The sequence below is a fragment of the Ectopseudomonas alcaliphila genome, assembly GCF_900101755.1.
GTDB classification, from domain to species: Bacteria; Pseudomonadota; Gammaproteobacteria; order Pseudomonadales; family Pseudomonadaceae; genus Aquipseudomonas; species Aquipseudomonas alcaliphila.
Window position 1 is genome coordinate 249,757 of record NZ_FNAE01000004.1, and the last position, 15,846, is coordinate 265,602.

At 62.7% G+C, this 15,846-nt stretch carries 19 protein-coding genes; 12 read left to right on the plus strand and 7 right to left on the minus strand.

The genetic code is table 11. The features are described from left to right. Window positions 1-29 precede the first annotated feature (29 nt). Window positions 30-788: an SDR family oxidoreductase gene (locus BLR77_RS15620; RefSeq protein ID WP_013717062.1), complete on the plus strand. Its 759-nt coding sequence runs from the start codon at window positions 30-32 to the stop codon at window positions 786-788. A 146-nt stretch (window positions 789-934) separates the two neighbouring features. Here the strand turns inward: BLR77_RS15620 and BLR77_RS15625 are convergent, their stop codons facing one another. Further along, entirely contained in the window at window positions 935-1,903 is a 969-nt protein-coding gene (locus tag BLR77_RS15625) for a polyprenyl synthetase family protein (protein WP_074679366.1), read from the minus strand. A 246-nt stretch (window positions 1,904-2,149) separates the two neighbouring features. On the opposite strand from BLR77_RS15625, the gene rplU reads away from it, so the two are divergent. The 5 genes from rplU (at window position 2,150) to BLR77_RS15650 (ending at window position 5,823) form a co-directional block, all read left to right on the plus strand. Next, on the plus strand, window positions 2,150-2,461 hold the full coding sequence (rplU, locus tag BLR77_RS15630) for a 50S ribosomal protein L21 (RefSeq protein WP_004424548.1): 312 nt from the start codon (window positions 2,150-2,152) through the stop codon (window positions 2,459-2,461). A 37-nt stretch (window positions 2,462-2,498) separates the two neighbouring features. Further along, the gene (gene rpmA, locus BLR77_RS15635) at window positions 2,499-2,756 is read left to right on the plus strand and encodes a 50S ribosomal protein L27 (RefSeq protein WP_004424545.1); all 258 of its coding nucleotides are present in this window, start codon (window positions 2,499-2,501) and stop codon (window positions 2,754-2,756) included. Between the two features lie 166 nt (window positions 2,757-2,922). Next, on the plus strand, window positions 2,923-4,143 hold the full coding sequence (cgtA, locus tag BLR77_RS15640; RefSeq protein ID WP_055986966.1) for an Obg family GTPase CgtA: 1,221 nt from the start codon (window positions 2,923-2,925) through the stop codon (window positions 4,141-4,143). An 81-nt stretch (window positions 4,144-4,224) separates the two neighbouring features. Next, a complete protein-coding gene (proB, locus tag BLR77_RS15645; protein ID WP_045736328.1) occupies window positions 4,225-5,343 on the plus strand; it encodes a glutamate 5-kinase in 1,119 nt (372 codons plus the stop codon). Window positions 5,344-5,361: 18 nt separating this feature from the next. Continuing rightward, window positions 5,362-5,823 (plus strand): CreA family protein, encoded by a 462-nt coding sequence (locus BLR77_RS15650; protein ID WP_074679368.1) that lies wholly within the window; start codon window positions 5,362-5,364, stop codon window positions 5,821-5,823. 56 nt (window positions 5,824-5,879) lie between these two features. On the opposite strand, the gene mqo is transcribed toward BLR77_RS15650, so the two are convergent. Next, window positions 5,880-7,379 carry a malate dehydrogenase (quinone) gene (mqo, locus tag BLR77_RS15655; protein WP_074679370.1) on the minus strand — a complete coding sequence of 500 codons (1,500 nt, stop codon included), beginning with the start codon at window positions 7,377-7,379 and terminating at the stop codon, window positions 5,880-5,882. A 462-nt stretch (window positions 7,380-7,841) separates the two neighbouring features. Then, the gene (locus tag BLR77_RS15660) at window positions 7,842-8,072 is read right to left on the minus strand and encodes a hypothetical protein (RefSeq protein WP_074679372.1); all 231 of its coding nucleotides are present in this window, start codon (window positions 8,070-8,072) and stop codon (window positions 7,842-7,844) included. Window positions 8,073-8,238: 166 nt separating this feature from the next. Between BLR77_RS15660 and BLR77_RS15665 the strand changes: the two genes are divergently transcribed. Then, entirely contained in the window at window positions 8,239-8,823 is a 585-nt protein-coding gene (locus BLR77_RS15665) for a YajG family lipoprotein (RefSeq protein WP_074679374.1), read from the plus strand. 61 nt (window positions 8,824-8,884) lie between these two features. Here BLR77_RS15665 and BLR77_RS15670 read toward each other — a convergent pair whose 3' ends face one another. Beyond that, a complete protein-coding gene (locus BLR77_RS15670; RefSeq protein WP_004424534.1) occupies window positions 8,885-9,091 on the minus strand; it encodes a hypothetical protein in 207 nt (68 codons plus the stop codon). A 273-nt stretch (window positions 9,092-9,364) separates the two neighbouring features. Between BLR77_RS15670 and BLR77_RS15675 the strand changes: the two genes are divergently transcribed. After that, window positions 9,365-9,640 carry a hypothetical protein gene (locus BLR77_RS15675; RefSeq protein ID WP_074679376.1) on the plus strand — a complete coding sequence of 92 codons (276 nt, stop codon included), beginning with the start codon at window positions 9,365-9,367 and terminating at the stop codon, window positions 9,638-9,640. Between the two features lie 63 nt (window positions 9,641-9,703). On the opposite strand, the gene BLR77_RS15680 is transcribed toward BLR77_RS15675, so the two are convergent. Next, window positions 9,704-10,867, minus strand: a complete 1,164-nt coding sequence (locus BLR77_RS15680; RefSeq protein ID WP_074679378.1) for a 1-acyl-sn-glycerol-3-phosphate acyltransferase — start codon at window positions 10,865-10,867, stop codon at window positions 9,704-9,706. A 99-nt stretch (window positions 10,868-10,966) separates the two neighbouring features. Between BLR77_RS15680 and BLR77_RS15685 the strand changes: the two genes are divergently transcribed. Genes BLR77_RS15685 through BLR77_RS15695 form a run of 3 tightly spaced genes read left to right on the plus strand, consistent with a single transcriptional unit; the run spans window position 10,967 to window position 12,054 of the window. Continuing rightward, complete coding sequence (locus BLR77_RS15685) at window positions 10,967-11,149, plus strand: CPXCG motif-containing cysteine-rich protein (RefSeq protein WP_074679380.1); 183 nt, start codon at window positions 10,967-10,969, stop codon at window positions 11,147-11,149. Beyond that, complete coding sequence (locus BLR77_RS15690; protein ID WP_074679382.1) at window positions 11,149-11,409, plus strand: putative signal transducing protein; 261 nt, start codon at window positions 11,149-11,151, stop codon at window positions 11,407-11,409. Before BLR77_RS15685 ends, BLR77_RS15690 begins: the two co-directional genes overlap by 1 nt. Window positions 11,410-11,436: 27 nt before the next feature. Next, the gene (locus tag BLR77_RS15695) at window positions 11,437-12,054 is read left to right on the plus strand and encodes an SOS response-associated peptidase (RefSeq protein ID WP_074679384.1); all 618 of its coding nucleotides are present in this window, start codon (window positions 11,437-11,439) and stop codon (window positions 12,052-12,054) included. A 101-nt stretch (window positions 12,055-12,155) separates the two neighbouring features. Here BLR77_RS15695 and BLR77_RS15700 read toward each other — a convergent pair whose 3' ends face one another. Beyond that, on the minus strand, window positions 12,156-14,306 hold the full coding sequence (locus BLR77_RS15700) for a methyl-accepting chemotaxis protein (RefSeq protein WP_074679386.1): 2,151 nt from the start codon (window positions 14,304-14,306) through the stop codon (window positions 12,156-12,158). A 194-nt stretch (window positions 14,307-14,500) separates the two neighbouring features. Between BLR77_RS15700 and BLR77_RS15705 the strand changes: the two genes are divergently transcribed. Further along, complete coding sequence (locus BLR77_RS15705; RefSeq protein WP_074679388.1) at window positions 14,501-15,322, plus strand: M48 family metallopeptidase; 822 nt, start codon at window positions 14,501-14,503, stop codon at window positions 15,320-15,322. A 53-nt stretch (window positions 15,323-15,375) separates the two neighbouring features. Here the strand turns inward: BLR77_RS15705 and BLR77_RS15710 are convergent, their stop codons facing one another. Further along, entirely contained in the window at window positions 15,376-15,819 is a 444-nt protein-coding gene (locus BLR77_RS15710) for a ketosteroid isomerase-related protein (protein ID WP_074679390.1), read from the minus strand. Between the last annotated feature and the right edge of the window lie 27 nt (window positions 15,820-15,846).

Here is a 15,846-nt window from a genome sequence, read left to right on the forward strand (position 1 = left end):
TAAATGCTGCACCTTGAGGGGATAAAGCGATGCAACTGAAAGACAAAGTCATCATCATCACTGGCGGTTGCCAGGGACTGGGCCGCGCCATGGGTGAGTACCTGGCGGCCAAGGGCGCCAAGCTGGCGCTGGTCGATCTGAACCAGGAAAAACTCGACGAGGCCGTGGCTGCCTGCAAGGCCGCCGGTGGCGACGCCCGTGCCTATCTGTGCAACGTGGCCGATGAAGAGCAGGTGACCCATATGGTCGCTCAGGTCGCCGATGACTTCGGCGCCATCAACGGCCTGGTCAACAACGCTGGCATCCTGCGCGATGGCCTGACCATCCGTGTGAAGGATGGCGAGATGACCAAGATGAGCCTGGCGCAGTGGCAGGCGGTGATCGACGTCAACCTGACCGGCGTGTTCCTTTGCACCCGTGAAGTGGCGGCGAAGATGATCGAGCTGAAGAATGAAGGCGCGATCGTCAATATCTCTTCCATCTCCCGTGCCGGCAACATGGGCCAGGCCAACTACTCCGCGGCCAAGGCCGGCGTGGCTGCCGATACCGTGGTCTGGGCCAAGGAACTGGCGCGCTACGGCATTCGCGTGGCGGGCGTTGCGCCGGGCTTCATCGAAACCGAGATGACCGGCAGCATGAAGCCGGAAGCCCTGGAGAAAATGACCTCGGGCATTCCGCTCAAGCGCATGGGCAAGCCGGCCGAGATCGCGCATTCGGTGGCCTACATTCTGGAAAACGACTACTACACCGGCCGTATTCTGGAGCTGGACGGCGGTCTGCGTCTGTAATCCGCCGCGCCGGAACGAAAAACGCCCCGACTGGTTCGGGGCGTTTTCGTTTCTGGCTGCTGGTGCGCACGGCGCACCCTACGGGCTGGCGTCCTGCTTAATGCGTGCGGCTTGCTCTGTAGGGTGCGCCGTGCGCACCGCAGCTTTCAATGCGTACGAGCGACTGCGAAACGGCTCAGCTCAATCAACGCATCGCGATATTCACCAGCCGGCAGCACTTCCAGGCAGGCAATGGCGCGTTCGGCGTAATCGCGGGCGAGTTGCGCGGTGTAATCCAGGGCGCCGGCGGCATCCACGGCGGCGCGGATGCTTTCCAGGTCTTCGATGCCACCTTTCTGAATCGCACGGCGTACCAGGGCGGCCTGTTCCTCGGTGCCTTCACGCATGGTGTAGATCAGCGGCAGGGTCGGCTTGCCCTCGGCGAGATCATCGCCGACGTTCTTGCCCAGCTCGGCCGCGTCGCCCTTGTAGTCGAGCAGGTCGTCGACCAGCTGAAAGGCGATCCCCAGGTGGTCGCCGAAGGTGCGCAGGGCTTCGCGCTGCGCCTCGTTGGCGCCGGCCAGCGCGGCGGCGCTGTGGGTCGAGGCCTCGAACAGCATCGCGGTCTTGCCACGGATGACTTCCATGTAGGTCTCTTCCGTGGTGCTGGCGTCACGCACCTTGGACAGTTGCAGCACTTCGCCTTCGGCGATCACGCGGGTGGCGTGGGAGAGAATCTTCATTACCGGCATGGAGCCGAGCTCGACCATCATTTCGAACGAGCGTGAATAAAGGAAGTCGCCCACCAGCACGCTCGGCGCGTTGCCCCACTGGGCGTTGGCGGTGCTACGCCCGCGGCGCATGTCGGACATGTCGACCACGTCGTCATGCAGCAGGGTGGCGGTATGCAGGAATTCGATGGTGGCGGCCAGCAGGCGCAGGTCGTCGGCCTGATAGCCCAGTGCCCGGCCGCTGAGCAGTACCAGCAGTGGACGCAGGCGCTTGCCGCCAGCGGAGATGATATAGTCGCCGATCTTTTCCACCAGCGGCACGCGGGAAACCACCTGTTGGCGAATGATGCCATCGACGGCGGTGAAATCGTCCGCTACCACGCGGTAGAAAGCCTGGGGTTGCATCGGCGACTAGTGCTCCTTTGAGGTTGCGCGGCATGCTAGGTGGCAGGGTAGGGGCTGTCAAGGCAAGCACTGGCGCCCCTTGCGAAGCGTTCGGCGCTTGCGTACAATCGCGCACCCTGAACTTCCCCCTGGGCATTTCCCTGCCTTACGCAATTGCAAGGGTGTCACTTCCGGCCCCAAGCAGCCATGCCAGCCAATAACGACTTTTCTAAAGCGCTGGGTGAGCAGGATCAACGGAGATTTACCATGTACGCAGTAATTGTTACTGGTGGCAAGCAATACAAAGTCACCGAAGGCGAATTCCTCAAGATCGAGAAGCTCGAAGTCGCCACCGGCGAAGCCGTGACTTTCGATCGCGTTCTGCTGATCGGCAATGGCGACGACGTTCAGATCGGCGCTCCGGTCGTAGACGGCGCTAAAGTGGTTGCCGAAGTCGTGTCGCAAGGTCGTCACGACAAAGTGCGCATCATCAAGTTCCGCCGTCGTAAGCACCACATGAAGCGTCAGGGCCACCGTCAGTGGTTCACTGAGATCAAAATCACCGGTATCCAGGCCTGATTCGTCGGCCCCGATCCCTTTATAGGAGTATTGACTCATGGCACACAAAAAAGCTGGCGGTTCTACCCGTAACGGCCGCGATTCCGAAAGTAAACGCCTTGGCGTGAAGATGTATGGTGGTCAGGTCATCAAGGCCGGCAACATCATCGTTCGTCAGCGCGGCACCGAGTTCCATGCCGGTTTCGGCGTGGGCATGGGCAAAGACCACACCCTCTTCGCTAAAGTCGAAGGCGTGGTCAAGTTCGAAGTGAAGGGCGCTTTCGGCCGTCGCTACGTGAGCGTCGTTCAGGCCTAATCGCCTACGCGCTGGAAAAGCCCTGTCCGTAGGACGGGGCTTTTTTGTTTCTGTATCCTTGGGTTCTTGCCCGATCACCCGTAACGCCACGCTGTTTGCGTGGGGTCATCCGGCAAGGGCCTTTACGTTGTTCTGTTGACCCGCAGCGCTTGCGGGAGGCGTATCCATGAAATTTGTCGACGAAGTTTCGATTTTTGTAAAAGCCGGTGACGGCGGTAACGGCATGATGGCCTTCCGTCGCGAGAAATTCATCGAGAAGGGTGGCCCCAACGGCGGCGACGGTGGCGACGGTGGCTCGGTATTCCTCGAGGCCACCGCCAACCTCAATACCCTGATCGATTACCGCTACACGCGTAAATTCAACGCGCAGAATGGCGAGAAGGGCGGCAGCACCGACTGCACCGGCGCCAAGGGCGAAGACCTGATTCTGCCGGTGCCGATTGGCACCACGGTGATCGACGTGGCGACTCAGGAAGTGATTGGCGACCTGGTCAAGGCCGGTCAGCGCCTGATGGTCGCCCAGGGCGGCTGGCACGGGCTGGGCAACACCCGCTTCAAGTCCAGTACCAACCGTGCGCCACGGCAGACCACGCCGGGCAAGCCGGGCGAGTCGCGCGATCTCAAACTCGAGCTGAAAGTGCTGGCCGACGTCGGTCTGCTCGGCCTGCCCAATGCCGGCAAGAGCACCTTCATCCGCGCCGTTTCCGCGGCCAAGCCGAAAGTCGCCGATTACCCCTTCACTACCCTGGTACCGAACCTGGGTGTGGTCAGCGTCGACCGCTTCAAGAGTTTCGTCGTCGCCGACATTCCAGGGCTGATCGAAGGCGCGTCCGATGGTGCCGGTCTGGGCATTCGCTTCCTCAAGCACCTGGCGCGTACCCGCCTGCTGCTGCACCTGGTGGACATGGCGCCGCTGGACGAGAGCGATCCGGCCGAGGCTGCGCAGGTGATCATCGACGAGCTGGGCCGTTTCAGTCCGGCGCTGGCCGAGCGCGATCGCTGGTTGGTGCTGAACAAGATGGACCAGGTGCCCGAGGACGAGCGCGAGGCGCGCAAGGCCGATATCGTTGCCCGTCTGAACTGGCAGGGCCCGGTTTATGTGGTCTCGGCCATCAGCCGCGACGGCACCGAGCGCATCAGCCGCGACATCATGCATTACCTGGAAGTCCGTGCCGAACGCATCGCCGAGGACCCGGTATTCGCCGAGGAGCTGGCCGAGCTGGATCAACGTATCGAAGACGAGGCGCGTGCCCGTCTGCAGGCGCTGGATGATCAGCGTGCGTTGCGTAAATCCGGTGTGCGCAGCGTCGACGATATCGACGAGGACGATGACTTCCTCGACGAAGAAGACGACGATGGCCCGGAAATCATTTACGTCCGGGATTAAGCAAATTTCCAACGCCGCTTAATTGCGGCGTTTTTGTAGGTGGGGTGGGCCCCATCATTTTCTGGCTAAGGTTGGAAGATCATGCGTGACAAGGTGACCGGCGCGCGGCGCTGGGTGGTGAAGATCGGCAGTGCGCTGCTGACCGCCGACGGACGTGGCCTGGATCGTGCGGCCATGGCTGTATGGGTCAAACAGATGGTCGCGCTGCGTGAGCAGGGCGTGGAGCTGGTGCTGGTGTCTTCCGGCGCGGTGGCGGCCGGGATGAGCCGCCTGGGCTGGACCAGCCGACCCAGCGCGATGCATGAGCTGCAGGCCGCTGCCGCCATTGGCCAGATGGCCCTGGTGCAGGCCTGGGAGTCGAGCTTCGCCGAGCACAGTCGCCGTACCGCACAGGTGCTGCTGACGCACGACGATCTCTCCGACCGCAAGCGCTACCTCAATGCGCGCAGCACCCTGCGCACGCTGGTGAATCTCGACGTGATCCCGGTGATCAACGAGAACGACACCGTGGTTACCGATGAAATCCGCTTCGGCGACAACGACACCCTGGCGGCGCTGGTGGCCAACCTGGTGGAAGCCGATCTGCTGGTGATCCTTACCGACCGCGACGGCATGTACAACGCCGACCCGCGCCACAACCCCGATGCCGAGCTGATCTTCGAGGCCCGCGCCGATGACCCGGCACTGGATGCAGTGGCCGGTGGCGTCGGCGGTGCACTGGGTCGCGGCGGCATGCAGACCAAGCTGCGTGCTTCGCGTCTGGCTGCGCGCTCCGGCGCGCACACGGTCATCGTCGGCGGGGCCATCGAGCAGGTGCTGGCGCGGCTCAAGGCGGGCGAGCGTCTGGGCACCTTGCTGGCGCCCGAGCGCGGCCTGCTGGCGGCGCGCAAGCAGTGGCTGGCCGGCCACCTGCAGACCCGTGGCACGCTGGTGCTGGACGCCGGTGCGGTGAAGGCGCTGAGCCAGGATCGCAAGAGCCTGCTACCGGTCGGTGTGAAGGCCGTGCAGGGCAGCTTCCGCCGTGGCGAGATGGTGGTCTGCGTATCGCCTGACGGTCGTGAGATTGCCCGCGGCCTGGTCAACTACAGTGCGCTGGAAGCACAGAAGATCATCGGCCAGCCGTCGGATGCCATCGAGAAGCTGTTGGGCTATGTCGATGAGCCGGAGCTGGTGCATCGGGATAACCTGATCCTGGTTTGAACGCGAAAGGAGAGTGCGGTGAATCTGTTCAAGGGATATGTGCTGGGCCTGCTGGTGCTGCCCGGACTGGCGCTGGCCGAAACCATTGGTGAGGTTTCGACGGTGTTCAAATGGGTTGGGCCGAACGACAAGATCGTCGTCGAGGCTTTCGATGACCCCAAGGTGGACGGTGTGACCTGCTACCTGTCGCGCGCCAAGACCGGTGGCGTGAAAGGTGGCCTGGGCCTGGCCGAGGATCGTGCCGAAGCCTCCATCGCCTGCCGCCAGGTCGGTCCCATTGTATTCAAGGGCAAGCTCAAGGATGGCGAGGAGGTGTTCAAGGAGCGCACTTCGCTGGTATTCAAGACCATGCAGGTGGTGCGTTTCTTCGACGCCAAGCGCAATACCCTGGTGTATCTGGTCTATAGCGATCGGGTGATCGAGGGCAGTCCGCAGAATGCGGTGACGGCCATTCCGATCCTGCCTTGGGGTCAGCAGTAGCCTGATCAGCGCCCATAAAAAAACCGCCCCGAAGGGCGGTTTTTTGTGCGTGACGATCAGGCGCTGGGGATGTCGAGCTGCAGGCGCTGATTCGATTGCGTCTGCACTTCGTGGTAGCGTGCGGCGTCGTTGGACAGAACATCGGCCATGGCCGGGAAGATCTCGTCCAGCTTGCTGCGCCAGTCGTCGCTCTTGGCCTGCTCGGGGAAGCAGCGATGGATCAGGTCGAGCATGATCGACACGGTGACCGACGCACCCGGCGAGGCGCCGAGCAATGCGGCGATGGTGCCGTCCGCAGCCGCCACCAGTTCGGTGCCGAACTGCAGCACGCCGCCGTTCTTGCTGTCCTTCTTGATGATCTGCACACGCTGGCCAGCGACTTCCAAGCGCCAGTCCTCTGCCTTGGCTTCGGGGTAGAAGCCGCGCAGGGTGTTCAGGCGCTGCTCCTCGGACTGCATCACTTCCTTGATCAGGTAGCGGGTCAGGTCCAGGTTGTCGCGTGCCACCGCCAGCATCGGGCCGAGGTTGTTGGGGCGTACCGACAGCGGCAGGTCGAGGAACGAGCCGTGCTTGAGGAACTTGGTGGTGAAGCCGGCGTAGGGGCCGAACAGCAGGGATTTCTTGCCATCGACCACGCGGGTATCGAGGTGCGGCACCGACATCGGTGGCGAGCCCACGGCCGCCTGGCTGTAGACCTTGGCCTGGTGCTGCTTGACGATCTCCGGGTTGTCGCAACGCAGCCACTGACCACTCACCGGGAAGCCGCCAAAGCCTTTGCCTTCGGGGATGCCGGACAGTTGCAGCAGCGGCAGCGCGCCGCCGCCAGCGCCGAGGAAGACGAACTTGCTCCTGAGCTTGCGCGTGGCGCCGGAGCGGGTGTCCTTGATGTCCACCAGCCAGCCTTCACCGTCGCGCTTGAGGTCGGTGACCTTCTGGTTGCAGGTGACCTTGGCGTTGGGCTGGGTGGTCAGGTAGGCGAGCATCTGCTCGGTGACCGCGCCGAAGTTGACGTCGGTACCCGCCTGTACGCGGGTCATCGCCAGCGGCTCGTTGGTGTCACGGCCCGGGATCAGCAGCGGCGCCCATTCGGCAATGGTGGCACGATCCTCGGTGTACTCCATCTCGGTGAAGGCGTGATGCTGACGCAGGGCCTCGAAACGCTTCTTGAGGAAGGCGATGCCGCTTTCACCGCGCACGAAGCTCATGTGCGGGACCGGGTTGATGAAAGTCTTCGGCGAGTTGATCGCGCCTTTTTCGATCAGGTAGGCCCAGAACTGCTTGGACTCCTCGAACTGGGCGTTGATGTTCACCGACTTCTTGATGTCGATGCTGCCGTCTGCGCCTTCCGGGGTGTAGTTCAGCTCGCACAGCGCGGCGTGACCGGTGCCGGCGTTGTTCCAGGGGTTGGAGCTTTCCACTGCGCCGGACTCGCGCAGCTCTACCACTTCCAGCGTGATGCCGGGGTTGAGTTCCTTGAGCAGCACGCCCAGGGTCGCGCTCATGATGCCGGCGCCAACCAGCACCACATCTACGCTTTGGTAATCGTTATGCGCCATTAACCTCTCTCCAAGAAAAACTGCACCAGATGGACGGCCGTTCGGCCTTTCAGGGCGATACCGGCAGACTCAGGCGTGATGCCCTGTCGTTGGGCGGGGAGGGTCAAGGCTGGGATTTGCGGACGCAAAACTGTTCATTTGTTCGCCACACTCTTGTGAAGTTGTAAAAACCGTTTTTTCACGCTCTTTTGGAGCGGTGAACCTCAAAAGCTCGACTGCCTCGGCGCGCTTTTGCCCGTGCAAAACATGCAATGCATGGCTGCTATCGGCTCTGCATATGGGCTAAAAGCGGCTGGCCAGACTTGGCAGCGCGAAGTGGGCGACTCTCTGGGGCGGGGCGATGACGTTGCATCGGCGAGGTCGTGCGGCCCGATCAGGAGACGTCCTTATAATCGGGGCGCGATTATAACGGTGAATGAGGGGAAATTGATCGCCCCTGCGTGACTTTTATTCTTCCGCCGGTCAGGCCGCCAACGGGCGAGCGGCTGGTGCGTGTGTGACGACCGGGGTGAGCCGGGCACTGGCGGGCAAGGGGGAGCCCAACCAGGAGATGCTCGGCTCGCGAACTTCCACCCAGCCAGGTTGGCTCGGGTGTTCCTGCATCTGCCGCAGGGCGCGGCAAATCCCTTGACCATCGATCAGGGCGAAATGGCGCATCGGGCGAGAGCGGCTCAACAGGCGGCGCAAAAGCATGGCGAAGGCTCCAGCGTGGTAACAGGTGCCTTTATGCCAGGGCGCGGTGACAGGCTGATGACAGGAACCGCAATGTCGTGCTGACGGTCCGATGCAGCACCACTGTCGGCCTCAGGCCACGCTGGGTATACTGCCGGCCACTTTTACCTCACTCGGAGAGATGAGCATGCTGCACCGTGCGTTGATCGCCTTGCTTGCTGCCGCCAGCCTGACTCTGGCCGGTTGCGCCCTCAGCCCTCAGCAACTCACCCCGCAACCCAAACTCACCAGCTCGCTGACCGCCGTGGGTCAGGGGCAGCCGGTGGTGGTGCGCGTGGTCGATGGCCGTCCTTCGCCGGTGCTTGGCACCCGCGGCGGCCTGTATCCGGAAACCAGCTCCATCAGCGTCAGTGGCGATTACGTGCTGCCCAAGCTGCAGGCTGAGGCCGAGGCTGCTGTGCGTCTGCTCGGCTTCACCCCGTCGGCCAACGCCTACAACGCGCCGCAGCTGACCATCACTCTGGCGGAGCTGAAGTATCAGTCGCCCAAAGAGGGTATGTACGTCACCGAGGCGGATATCTCGGCCTCCATTCGTGCCGACGTGCAAGGTGGCAGCCGTCGCTATACCGGCCGTTACGGCGCCTCGCTGAACCAGCGCTTCGGCACCGCACCGAACCAGCAGACCAACACCAAGCTGGTCGGTGACGTGCTCAGTGACGCGCTGACCCGCGCGTTCAAGGACCCGACCATAGGCCAGGTTCTGCTTCAGTAACTCTTGACGCCGCTACGAAAAACGCCCCGCATTGCGGGGCGTTTTCATTTGTCCTGGGTCTTCAGGCCGCTTCGGCGTAGAACTCCGGCAGGCTCATACCAGTGCGGTTGTCGATATCCGGCAGGTCGTAATGCTCATGGCCGCCGAGGGCGCAGTACACCAGCCAGTGCTGGTCCTGCACGTTGAAGGAGAGTTCGTCGACCACGGCGTCCACTTCATCCAGCGAGTCGATCAGGTAATCGCGATCCAGCGGTTGTGAATTAAGCATGGCAGGTCCTCCAGGGACGTTGAGGTTTGGCTCCAGCAACAGTCGTGACTGTTTGGTCACTATTGGAGATACAAACCCTAGGCCAGGCATATGACAGTTTTCAGACGATTTCGGGATAGCGGGCTGCGTTCGTCGGAAACGAACCTTATAAAAGCGGTATTTCAGTACACTGCGCGACGATTTTAGCGGGCTGAAACGTACGGTTATTCAGCCGAGATCCCCATTCTGGTGCGGTGGCGGGGTTGCTGCACCATTCTGTTCTTGAGGTGTTGCATGTCGCTGCAGATGTTGTGGTCGCTGTTCCTCGCCCATCCGGCCGGGGCGGTGAATTCGCTGGCATTGTTCTTCGCTTTGGCGGGTGCCTGGCTGTGTCTGATGACTCGCGTGCGTGAGCAGCGCGGTATGGCGCGAGTGCTGGCTCAGGGCGAGCTGGATGAAGCCGAGGTTCTGGACGAGCGTACTCTGCGTATCAATCGCTTCTTCTATCGCTTCGGCTCGACCTGCCTGGGGGCAGCCCTGCTGCTGTCCTGGTTCAGCACACGGCTTTGACGCTTGAGCGATAAACGAAAACGGCGGCCCAAGGGCTGCCGTTTTCGTTCCTGCCCGTAGACCTTACAGAGGCAGGCCGGCCTTGATCCGATACTGGTTTCGCACCGGGTTGGCGTACTGCAGGATCAGGAACGGCTTTTCTTCGGCGCTGCAGGCGGCCAGGCGCTTTTGCCATTCGGCCTCAGCCTTGGTCAGCTCCGCGGCGGGGAACAGTTCGCTTGCCGCCGGCACGTTGAGCTCGGCCTCGCGGCCATCCCACATGGCGTAGGCCAGGTAGTGCACGGGGAACAGGCGATACTGGCCGAGAATGTGACGATCCATCTCCTGGGCAAGCTGCTTGGTGTCCTCCAGGCCGGCGACAGGCGGACTGAAGTGCAGGTGCACGCGCCCCTTGTAGCCGGTGATGCCCAGGGCGATGCTGGCGTCGTCTTCGCCCGGCGCCTTGTTATAGCTGCCCGTGGCGGCGCGCACGCACAGCTCGCGGGCCTTGGCCAGGTCGCAGGGATCGTACTCGTAGCTGATCGATACCGGGATCAGGTTCAACGAGTCGATGACGCCTGCGAACGGCTCGTCCTTGCGGCTCATGTGAAACATCTTGAGGATGGCCGAGTCGGTACGGTCGTCACCGTCCTTGGCGCGGCCCTCGGCCTGAGCGATCCAGATCGATTCGCCATCTTCGCGAATCGAGTGGTTGATGTAGGCCGAAAGCAGTTGATAGGCCGCCAGCTTCTCGCGTCGACCGCTGATCGAGCGGTGCACGATGAAGCTCTTGTTCAGGCGCATCAGGTCGCTGACGAAGGGGCGCTGCAGCAGGTTGTCGCCGATGGCGATACGCGGCGTCTGCAGGCCAGCATGGTAGACGGCGTAGTTGACGAAGGCCGGGTCCATGACGATGTCGCGGTGGTTGGCCAGGTACAGGTAGGGCTTGCCGGGTTGCAGGTGTTCCAGGCCGGAGTAGCTGATACCGTCGCTGGCGTGCTCGATGGTGCGATCGATGTAGGGCTCGATCTTCTCCTGCAGGCCGGCGACCGAGTCGATGCTGGCGAATTCGCTGCGCAGCCGCGCGGCAATCAGCGGCTTGAGCAGCCAGCCCAGTGGTCCGGCCAGGCGCGGGAAGCGAAAACGGGTGAGGGTGCCGAGAAACGCCGGGTCGGCGAGCAGGCGCGCCAGTACGGGGCGCACTTCTGCATCGGCATAGGGTCGGATGGCATCGAATGCGCCCATCATGCTCTCTTGTTCTAGAACGGCTAAGGTTGAAAGGGTGTCTGCTTAAACAGGGTGAGCAGTAGACCGGCGATTATACCGCCAAGTCACAAGGAGGCCGCGATGCTGGAAAGCCAGTTGTATTATTGCCCCTATTGCGGCGAGCCGGCCGAGGCGCTGCTGGATCTGTCGGGCGGGGATCAGTCCTACATCGAAGACTGTCCGGTGTGCTGCCGGCCGATTCAGTTCGAGCTGCGTACGGACGGCACCGAGTGGGAGTTGGACGTTCGCGGGGAGAACGACTGATGCAACGAATCTACGAGCCGGAAAACCTGCTGGAAGGGCAGATGCTGGTGGACATGCTGGCCAGTGAGGGCGTCGAGGCGCACCTGCTCGGTCAGCATCTGGTCGGGGCGGTGGGGGAGTTGCCGGCATGCGGCCTGCTCGGTTTGGTCGTCGCTGATGACTACGCCGAGCGGGCGCGTACGCTGATCGCTGAGTACAATGCGGCGCAACCTGTGCCTGGCGATGAGCCAGAGTCCTTTCAGGGCGTGTTGCTCTGTTGACGCGCCCCCTGCCTGTCGAGTCGTTTCATGTGTGGACGTTATGCCCTGTTCCGCTGGTCGCCCGCCTTTGCGGCGTTGCCCGGCTTTCCCGCTGACCAGAAGCCGCACTGGAACCTGGCGCCCAACGGCCAGGTGCTGATGCTGCACGCCGGCGAGAGTGGGCCGCGAGCGGCTGCGGCGCGCTGGGGGCTGACGCCGGCCTGGCTCAAGGATCTGTCCAAGACGCCGGCTCATGCGCGCGCCGAAACCCTGGCCCAGCAGCCGATGTTCCGTGAGTCTTTCCGCCAGCGCCGCGCGCTGCTGCCGGCCAACGGCTTCTATGAGTGGCGCGGTGCTACGCGCAAGCGGCCTTACTGGATTACCAACGGTGACCCGCTGATGTATTTCGCGGCGTTGTGGGAGGTATATCCGGTTGGCGGGCATGAATACCTGAGCGTGGCGCTGATCACCCAGGAAGCCGCCACGCTGAGGCGGCCGCTGATTCTCGGTGAGCATGAACAGGCGTTGTGGTTGAGCAATGACACGCCGCCCGAACAGCTGACAGCGCTGTTGGCCAAGCCGCAGGTTGCGCTGCGTGAACGCGCGCTGGCAACACTGGTCAATGATCCACAGCTGGATGCACCGGAGTGCCTGACCCCCGCTTGAGGCCCGCGCAGGGTGTCGCGGGGGCGCCCAGGTTGTGCGCACCGCGATTGGCCTAGAACCGGTGCGCGTCGCGCACTCTACCTCTCCTCGGTGAAAACCCCTTACACCTTGAACTGGTTGATCAGCCTGCGCTGCTGTTCGGCCAGTTTGGTCAGTTGGGCGCTGGCCTGACTGGCTTCGTCGGCGCCGCCGGCCACCTCGTTGGCGACCTGGCCGATGTTGGTGACGTTGCGGTTGATATCCTCGGCCACGGCGCTCTGCTCCTCGGCTGCGCTGGCGATCTGCGTGTTCATGTCGTTGATTACCGACACCGCCTGGGTGATGGACTGCAGCGATTGAGCGGCCTGGTTGGCGTGCTCCACGCTGTCGTCGGTCTTGCTCTGGCTCTGCTCCATCACCTTGACCACTTCGCGGGTGCCCTGCTGCAACTGCTGGATCATGTTCTGGATTTCTTCGGTGGCCTGCTGGGTCTTCTGCGCCAGGTTGCGCACCTCATCGGCGACCACGGCGAAGCCTCGGCCCTGCTCACCGGCACGGGCAGCCTCGATAGCGGCATTGAGCGCCAGCAGGTTGGTCTGCTCGGCAATACCGCGAATGGCGACGAGGATGGCGTTGATGTTCTCGCTGTCCTTGGCCAGGTTCTGCACCACGCCCACGGCGCGGCCGATCTCGCTGGCCAGGGCGGCGATGGCAGTGGAGGTTTCCTGCACCACCTGCTTGCCCTGATTGGCTGCACGGTCGGCGTGGTTGGCCGCCTCGGCAGCATGAGTGGCGTTGCGCGCGACGTCCTGCGCGGTGGCAGTCATCTCGTGTACCGCAGTGGCCACCAGTTCGATCTCGGCCAGCTGCTTCTGTACCCCCTGGTTGGTGCGGATGGCGATGTCGGCCGTGTGCTCGGAGGAGTCGCTGACTTGCTGCACCGAGGTCACCACGGAGGCGATCATCGTCTGCAGTTTGGCCAGGAAGGCATTGAAGCCTTGAGCGATCTGCCCCAGCTCGTCTGTGCGGTCGACGTGCAGGCGTACAGTCAGGTCGCCGTCGCCCTTGGCAATGTCGTCGAGCATGCCGACCATCTGCCGCAGTGGGCGGGCGATGCCGTAGCCGACGAACCAGATCACCAGCAGACCCAGGCCTGCGATCAGCAGGCCGACCAGCGTCATGCCCAGGGTGTCGCCGTCGCGTTGCGCTGCCAGGTCAGCCTGTAGTTGGCGCAGGTCAGCCATCACGGTGTCCAGCGGCAGTACCAGCATCAGCACCCAGCGAGCGTCGGTCTGGCCGATGGTGAAGCTGAGAAACAGCTCGATGTGGCTGTCGGCGGGATCGTCCTCGATATGCACGTCGTACTTCGGCAGGCCTGGCTGCAGACTGCTCAGGTTGGCCAGTTCGTTGGCGTCGAGCAGCTCGGTGGCCGGCTCGCCGAGCTTTTCCGGGGCCTGGGTCGAGGCGACGATACGACCATTGCTGGCGATCAGGGCGATCTCGCCGGCGCCGCCATAGAGCTGGGCGTCGGCCTTGACCAACAGCTCCTGAATGAAGTTGACCGCCAGGTCGGCGCCGGCGATACCGCGAAACTCACCGTTGACCAGAATTGGCGAGGTGAAGGAGGCGAGCATGGTCATCTTGCCGCCGACATCGTAGGGGGCGGGGTCGATCACGCAGGGGCGTTTGCGTTCTTTGGGGCACAGGTAGTATTCGCCTGCGCGCACGCCGGTCGGCAGCAGCTCCTCGCTCTCGGTCGAGCCGATGGCATCGACACCGAGGCTGCCATCGGCGTTGCGGTACCACCAGGTCAGGAAGCGGCCGGTGCCGTCGTAGCCATTTTCTGTGCTGCCGGCGTAGATATCGTCGCTGGCATCGAAGGCGTTCGGCTCCCAGCCCAGGTAGCTGCCGAGCAACTTGGGATTCTGTGCCGTGGTTTCATGCACCAGGTTGGCCAGTTCTTCGCGGCTGATACTGAGCAGTGGGTTGCCGTTGCCATCTGTCATGCCGAGCATGGCATTGACGCGTGCCAGGTCGGCGGTGATCTGCAGGGGCGCTTCCAGTTCACGCTGAATTTCGCTGACCTGCGCATGCGCCAGTGAGGAAAGGCGCTGTTCGATGATCTGTTCGAGCAGAACCTGGGTGCGTTGCTGCACTAGGTTCTGGGTTCGGTCGCTGGCGAACAGGGCATAGAGCACCAGTGCCACGACCACTGCCAGCACACTGGCTCCAGCGAGGAATGCGACGGAAAACTGGATCGACTTGAACTTCATGGTAGCTCCCGAGCGCAGTGTGGCCTGTTACGAACTATCGGCCGTGACAGGGCAAAACCTTAATGGATTGGTGCGAAGCATCTGGCTGCTGTTGCATTTAGCAAAGATGGCGCGCGGCTATCGCGCAAGTAACGCGGTTGCTCGTGCCACGGGGGCGGCCTAGCATAGGGCGTCCGATTCAAGGAGAAGGCTCGATGAGCAAGGTTCTATATCTGGGTGGCCTGGCGACGGCCGTGCTGCTGGCAGGCTGCCAGGCAGTCAATACCACCAGCGGTGGTGCGGTTGGTGTTGAGCGCAAGCAGTACATGTTCAGCATGCTGTCAGCCGACGAAGTCAACCGGATGTACGCGCAGTCCTATCAGCAGACGCTGAGCGAAGCATCAAGCAAGGGCGTGCTGGACAAGACCAGCAACAACGCCAAACGCCTGCAGACCGTCGCCGCTCGTCTGATTCCGCAGGCACCGCGTTTTCGCCCGGATGCCGCCAACTGGCAGTGGGAAGTCAATCTGATCAAGAGCCCCGAGCTCAACGCCAACTGCGGTCCAGGCGGCAAGATCATCTTCTACAGCGGCATCATCGAGAAACTGAAACTGACCGATGACGAGATCGCGGCGATCATGGGCCACGAGATGGCGCATGCTCTGCGCGAGCACAGTCGTGAAGCGATGTCCAAGGCCTACGGAATTCAGGTGGCCAAACAGGGCGCCAGTGCCCTGCTCGGATTGGGCGAGAGCGGGATGGCCATGGCGGATACGGTGGTGCAGTACAGCCTGACATTGCCCAACAGTCGCAGCAACGAGAACGAGGCCGACCTGATTGGCCTGGAGTTGGCCGCCCGCGCGGGTTACAACCCGAATGCGGCCATCAGCCTGTGGCAGAAGATGGAGGCCGCCGGTGGTGGTGCACCGCCCGAGTTCATGAGCACCCACCCGTCGTCCAGCAGCCGTATCGCTTCGCTGCAGGCAGCGATCCCCAAGGTGATGCCGCTGTACGAGCAGGCCAAGGCCGGGCGTTAATTTCGGGCCAGGAAACGGCGCGGCGTGATGGTTCACGGCGCGCCGTTTGCGTTTCAGGGCAGGGCGGTTTCGGCAAGTGGACGGGTTTGCAGGCCCAGCTGAGCGCGGAAGCTTTCCATGTCGAACATGGTGCAGATTTCCTGGATTTCGTTGCCCGGGGTGAGCGTCCAGAACGCCATGGCCGAGATGCTCAGCACCTTGTCGCTAGGCGGGTAGCCCAGCGCGGGTTTCTGGATGGTGCCGATCAGCGTGCTCCAGGTCACCACCTTGTAGCCCTCGGCGATGCACTCCTCGACCACCACTTGCAGGTCCGGCATGGCGCTGCGGATGTCTTGCACCATCTGGGTAAAACCGGCGCTGTCGAGCGGCCGACCAATGAACGAACTCTTATAGAGAAAGTCACGGCTGTGCAGTTGCTCGGCCAGCGCCAGGCGGCCCTTGTTCCAGACCAGATCGATGTGCTGGCACACCACCTTCTTGCGATCATCCAATGACATGCAGCCCTCCCGACTACCGGCCTGAAC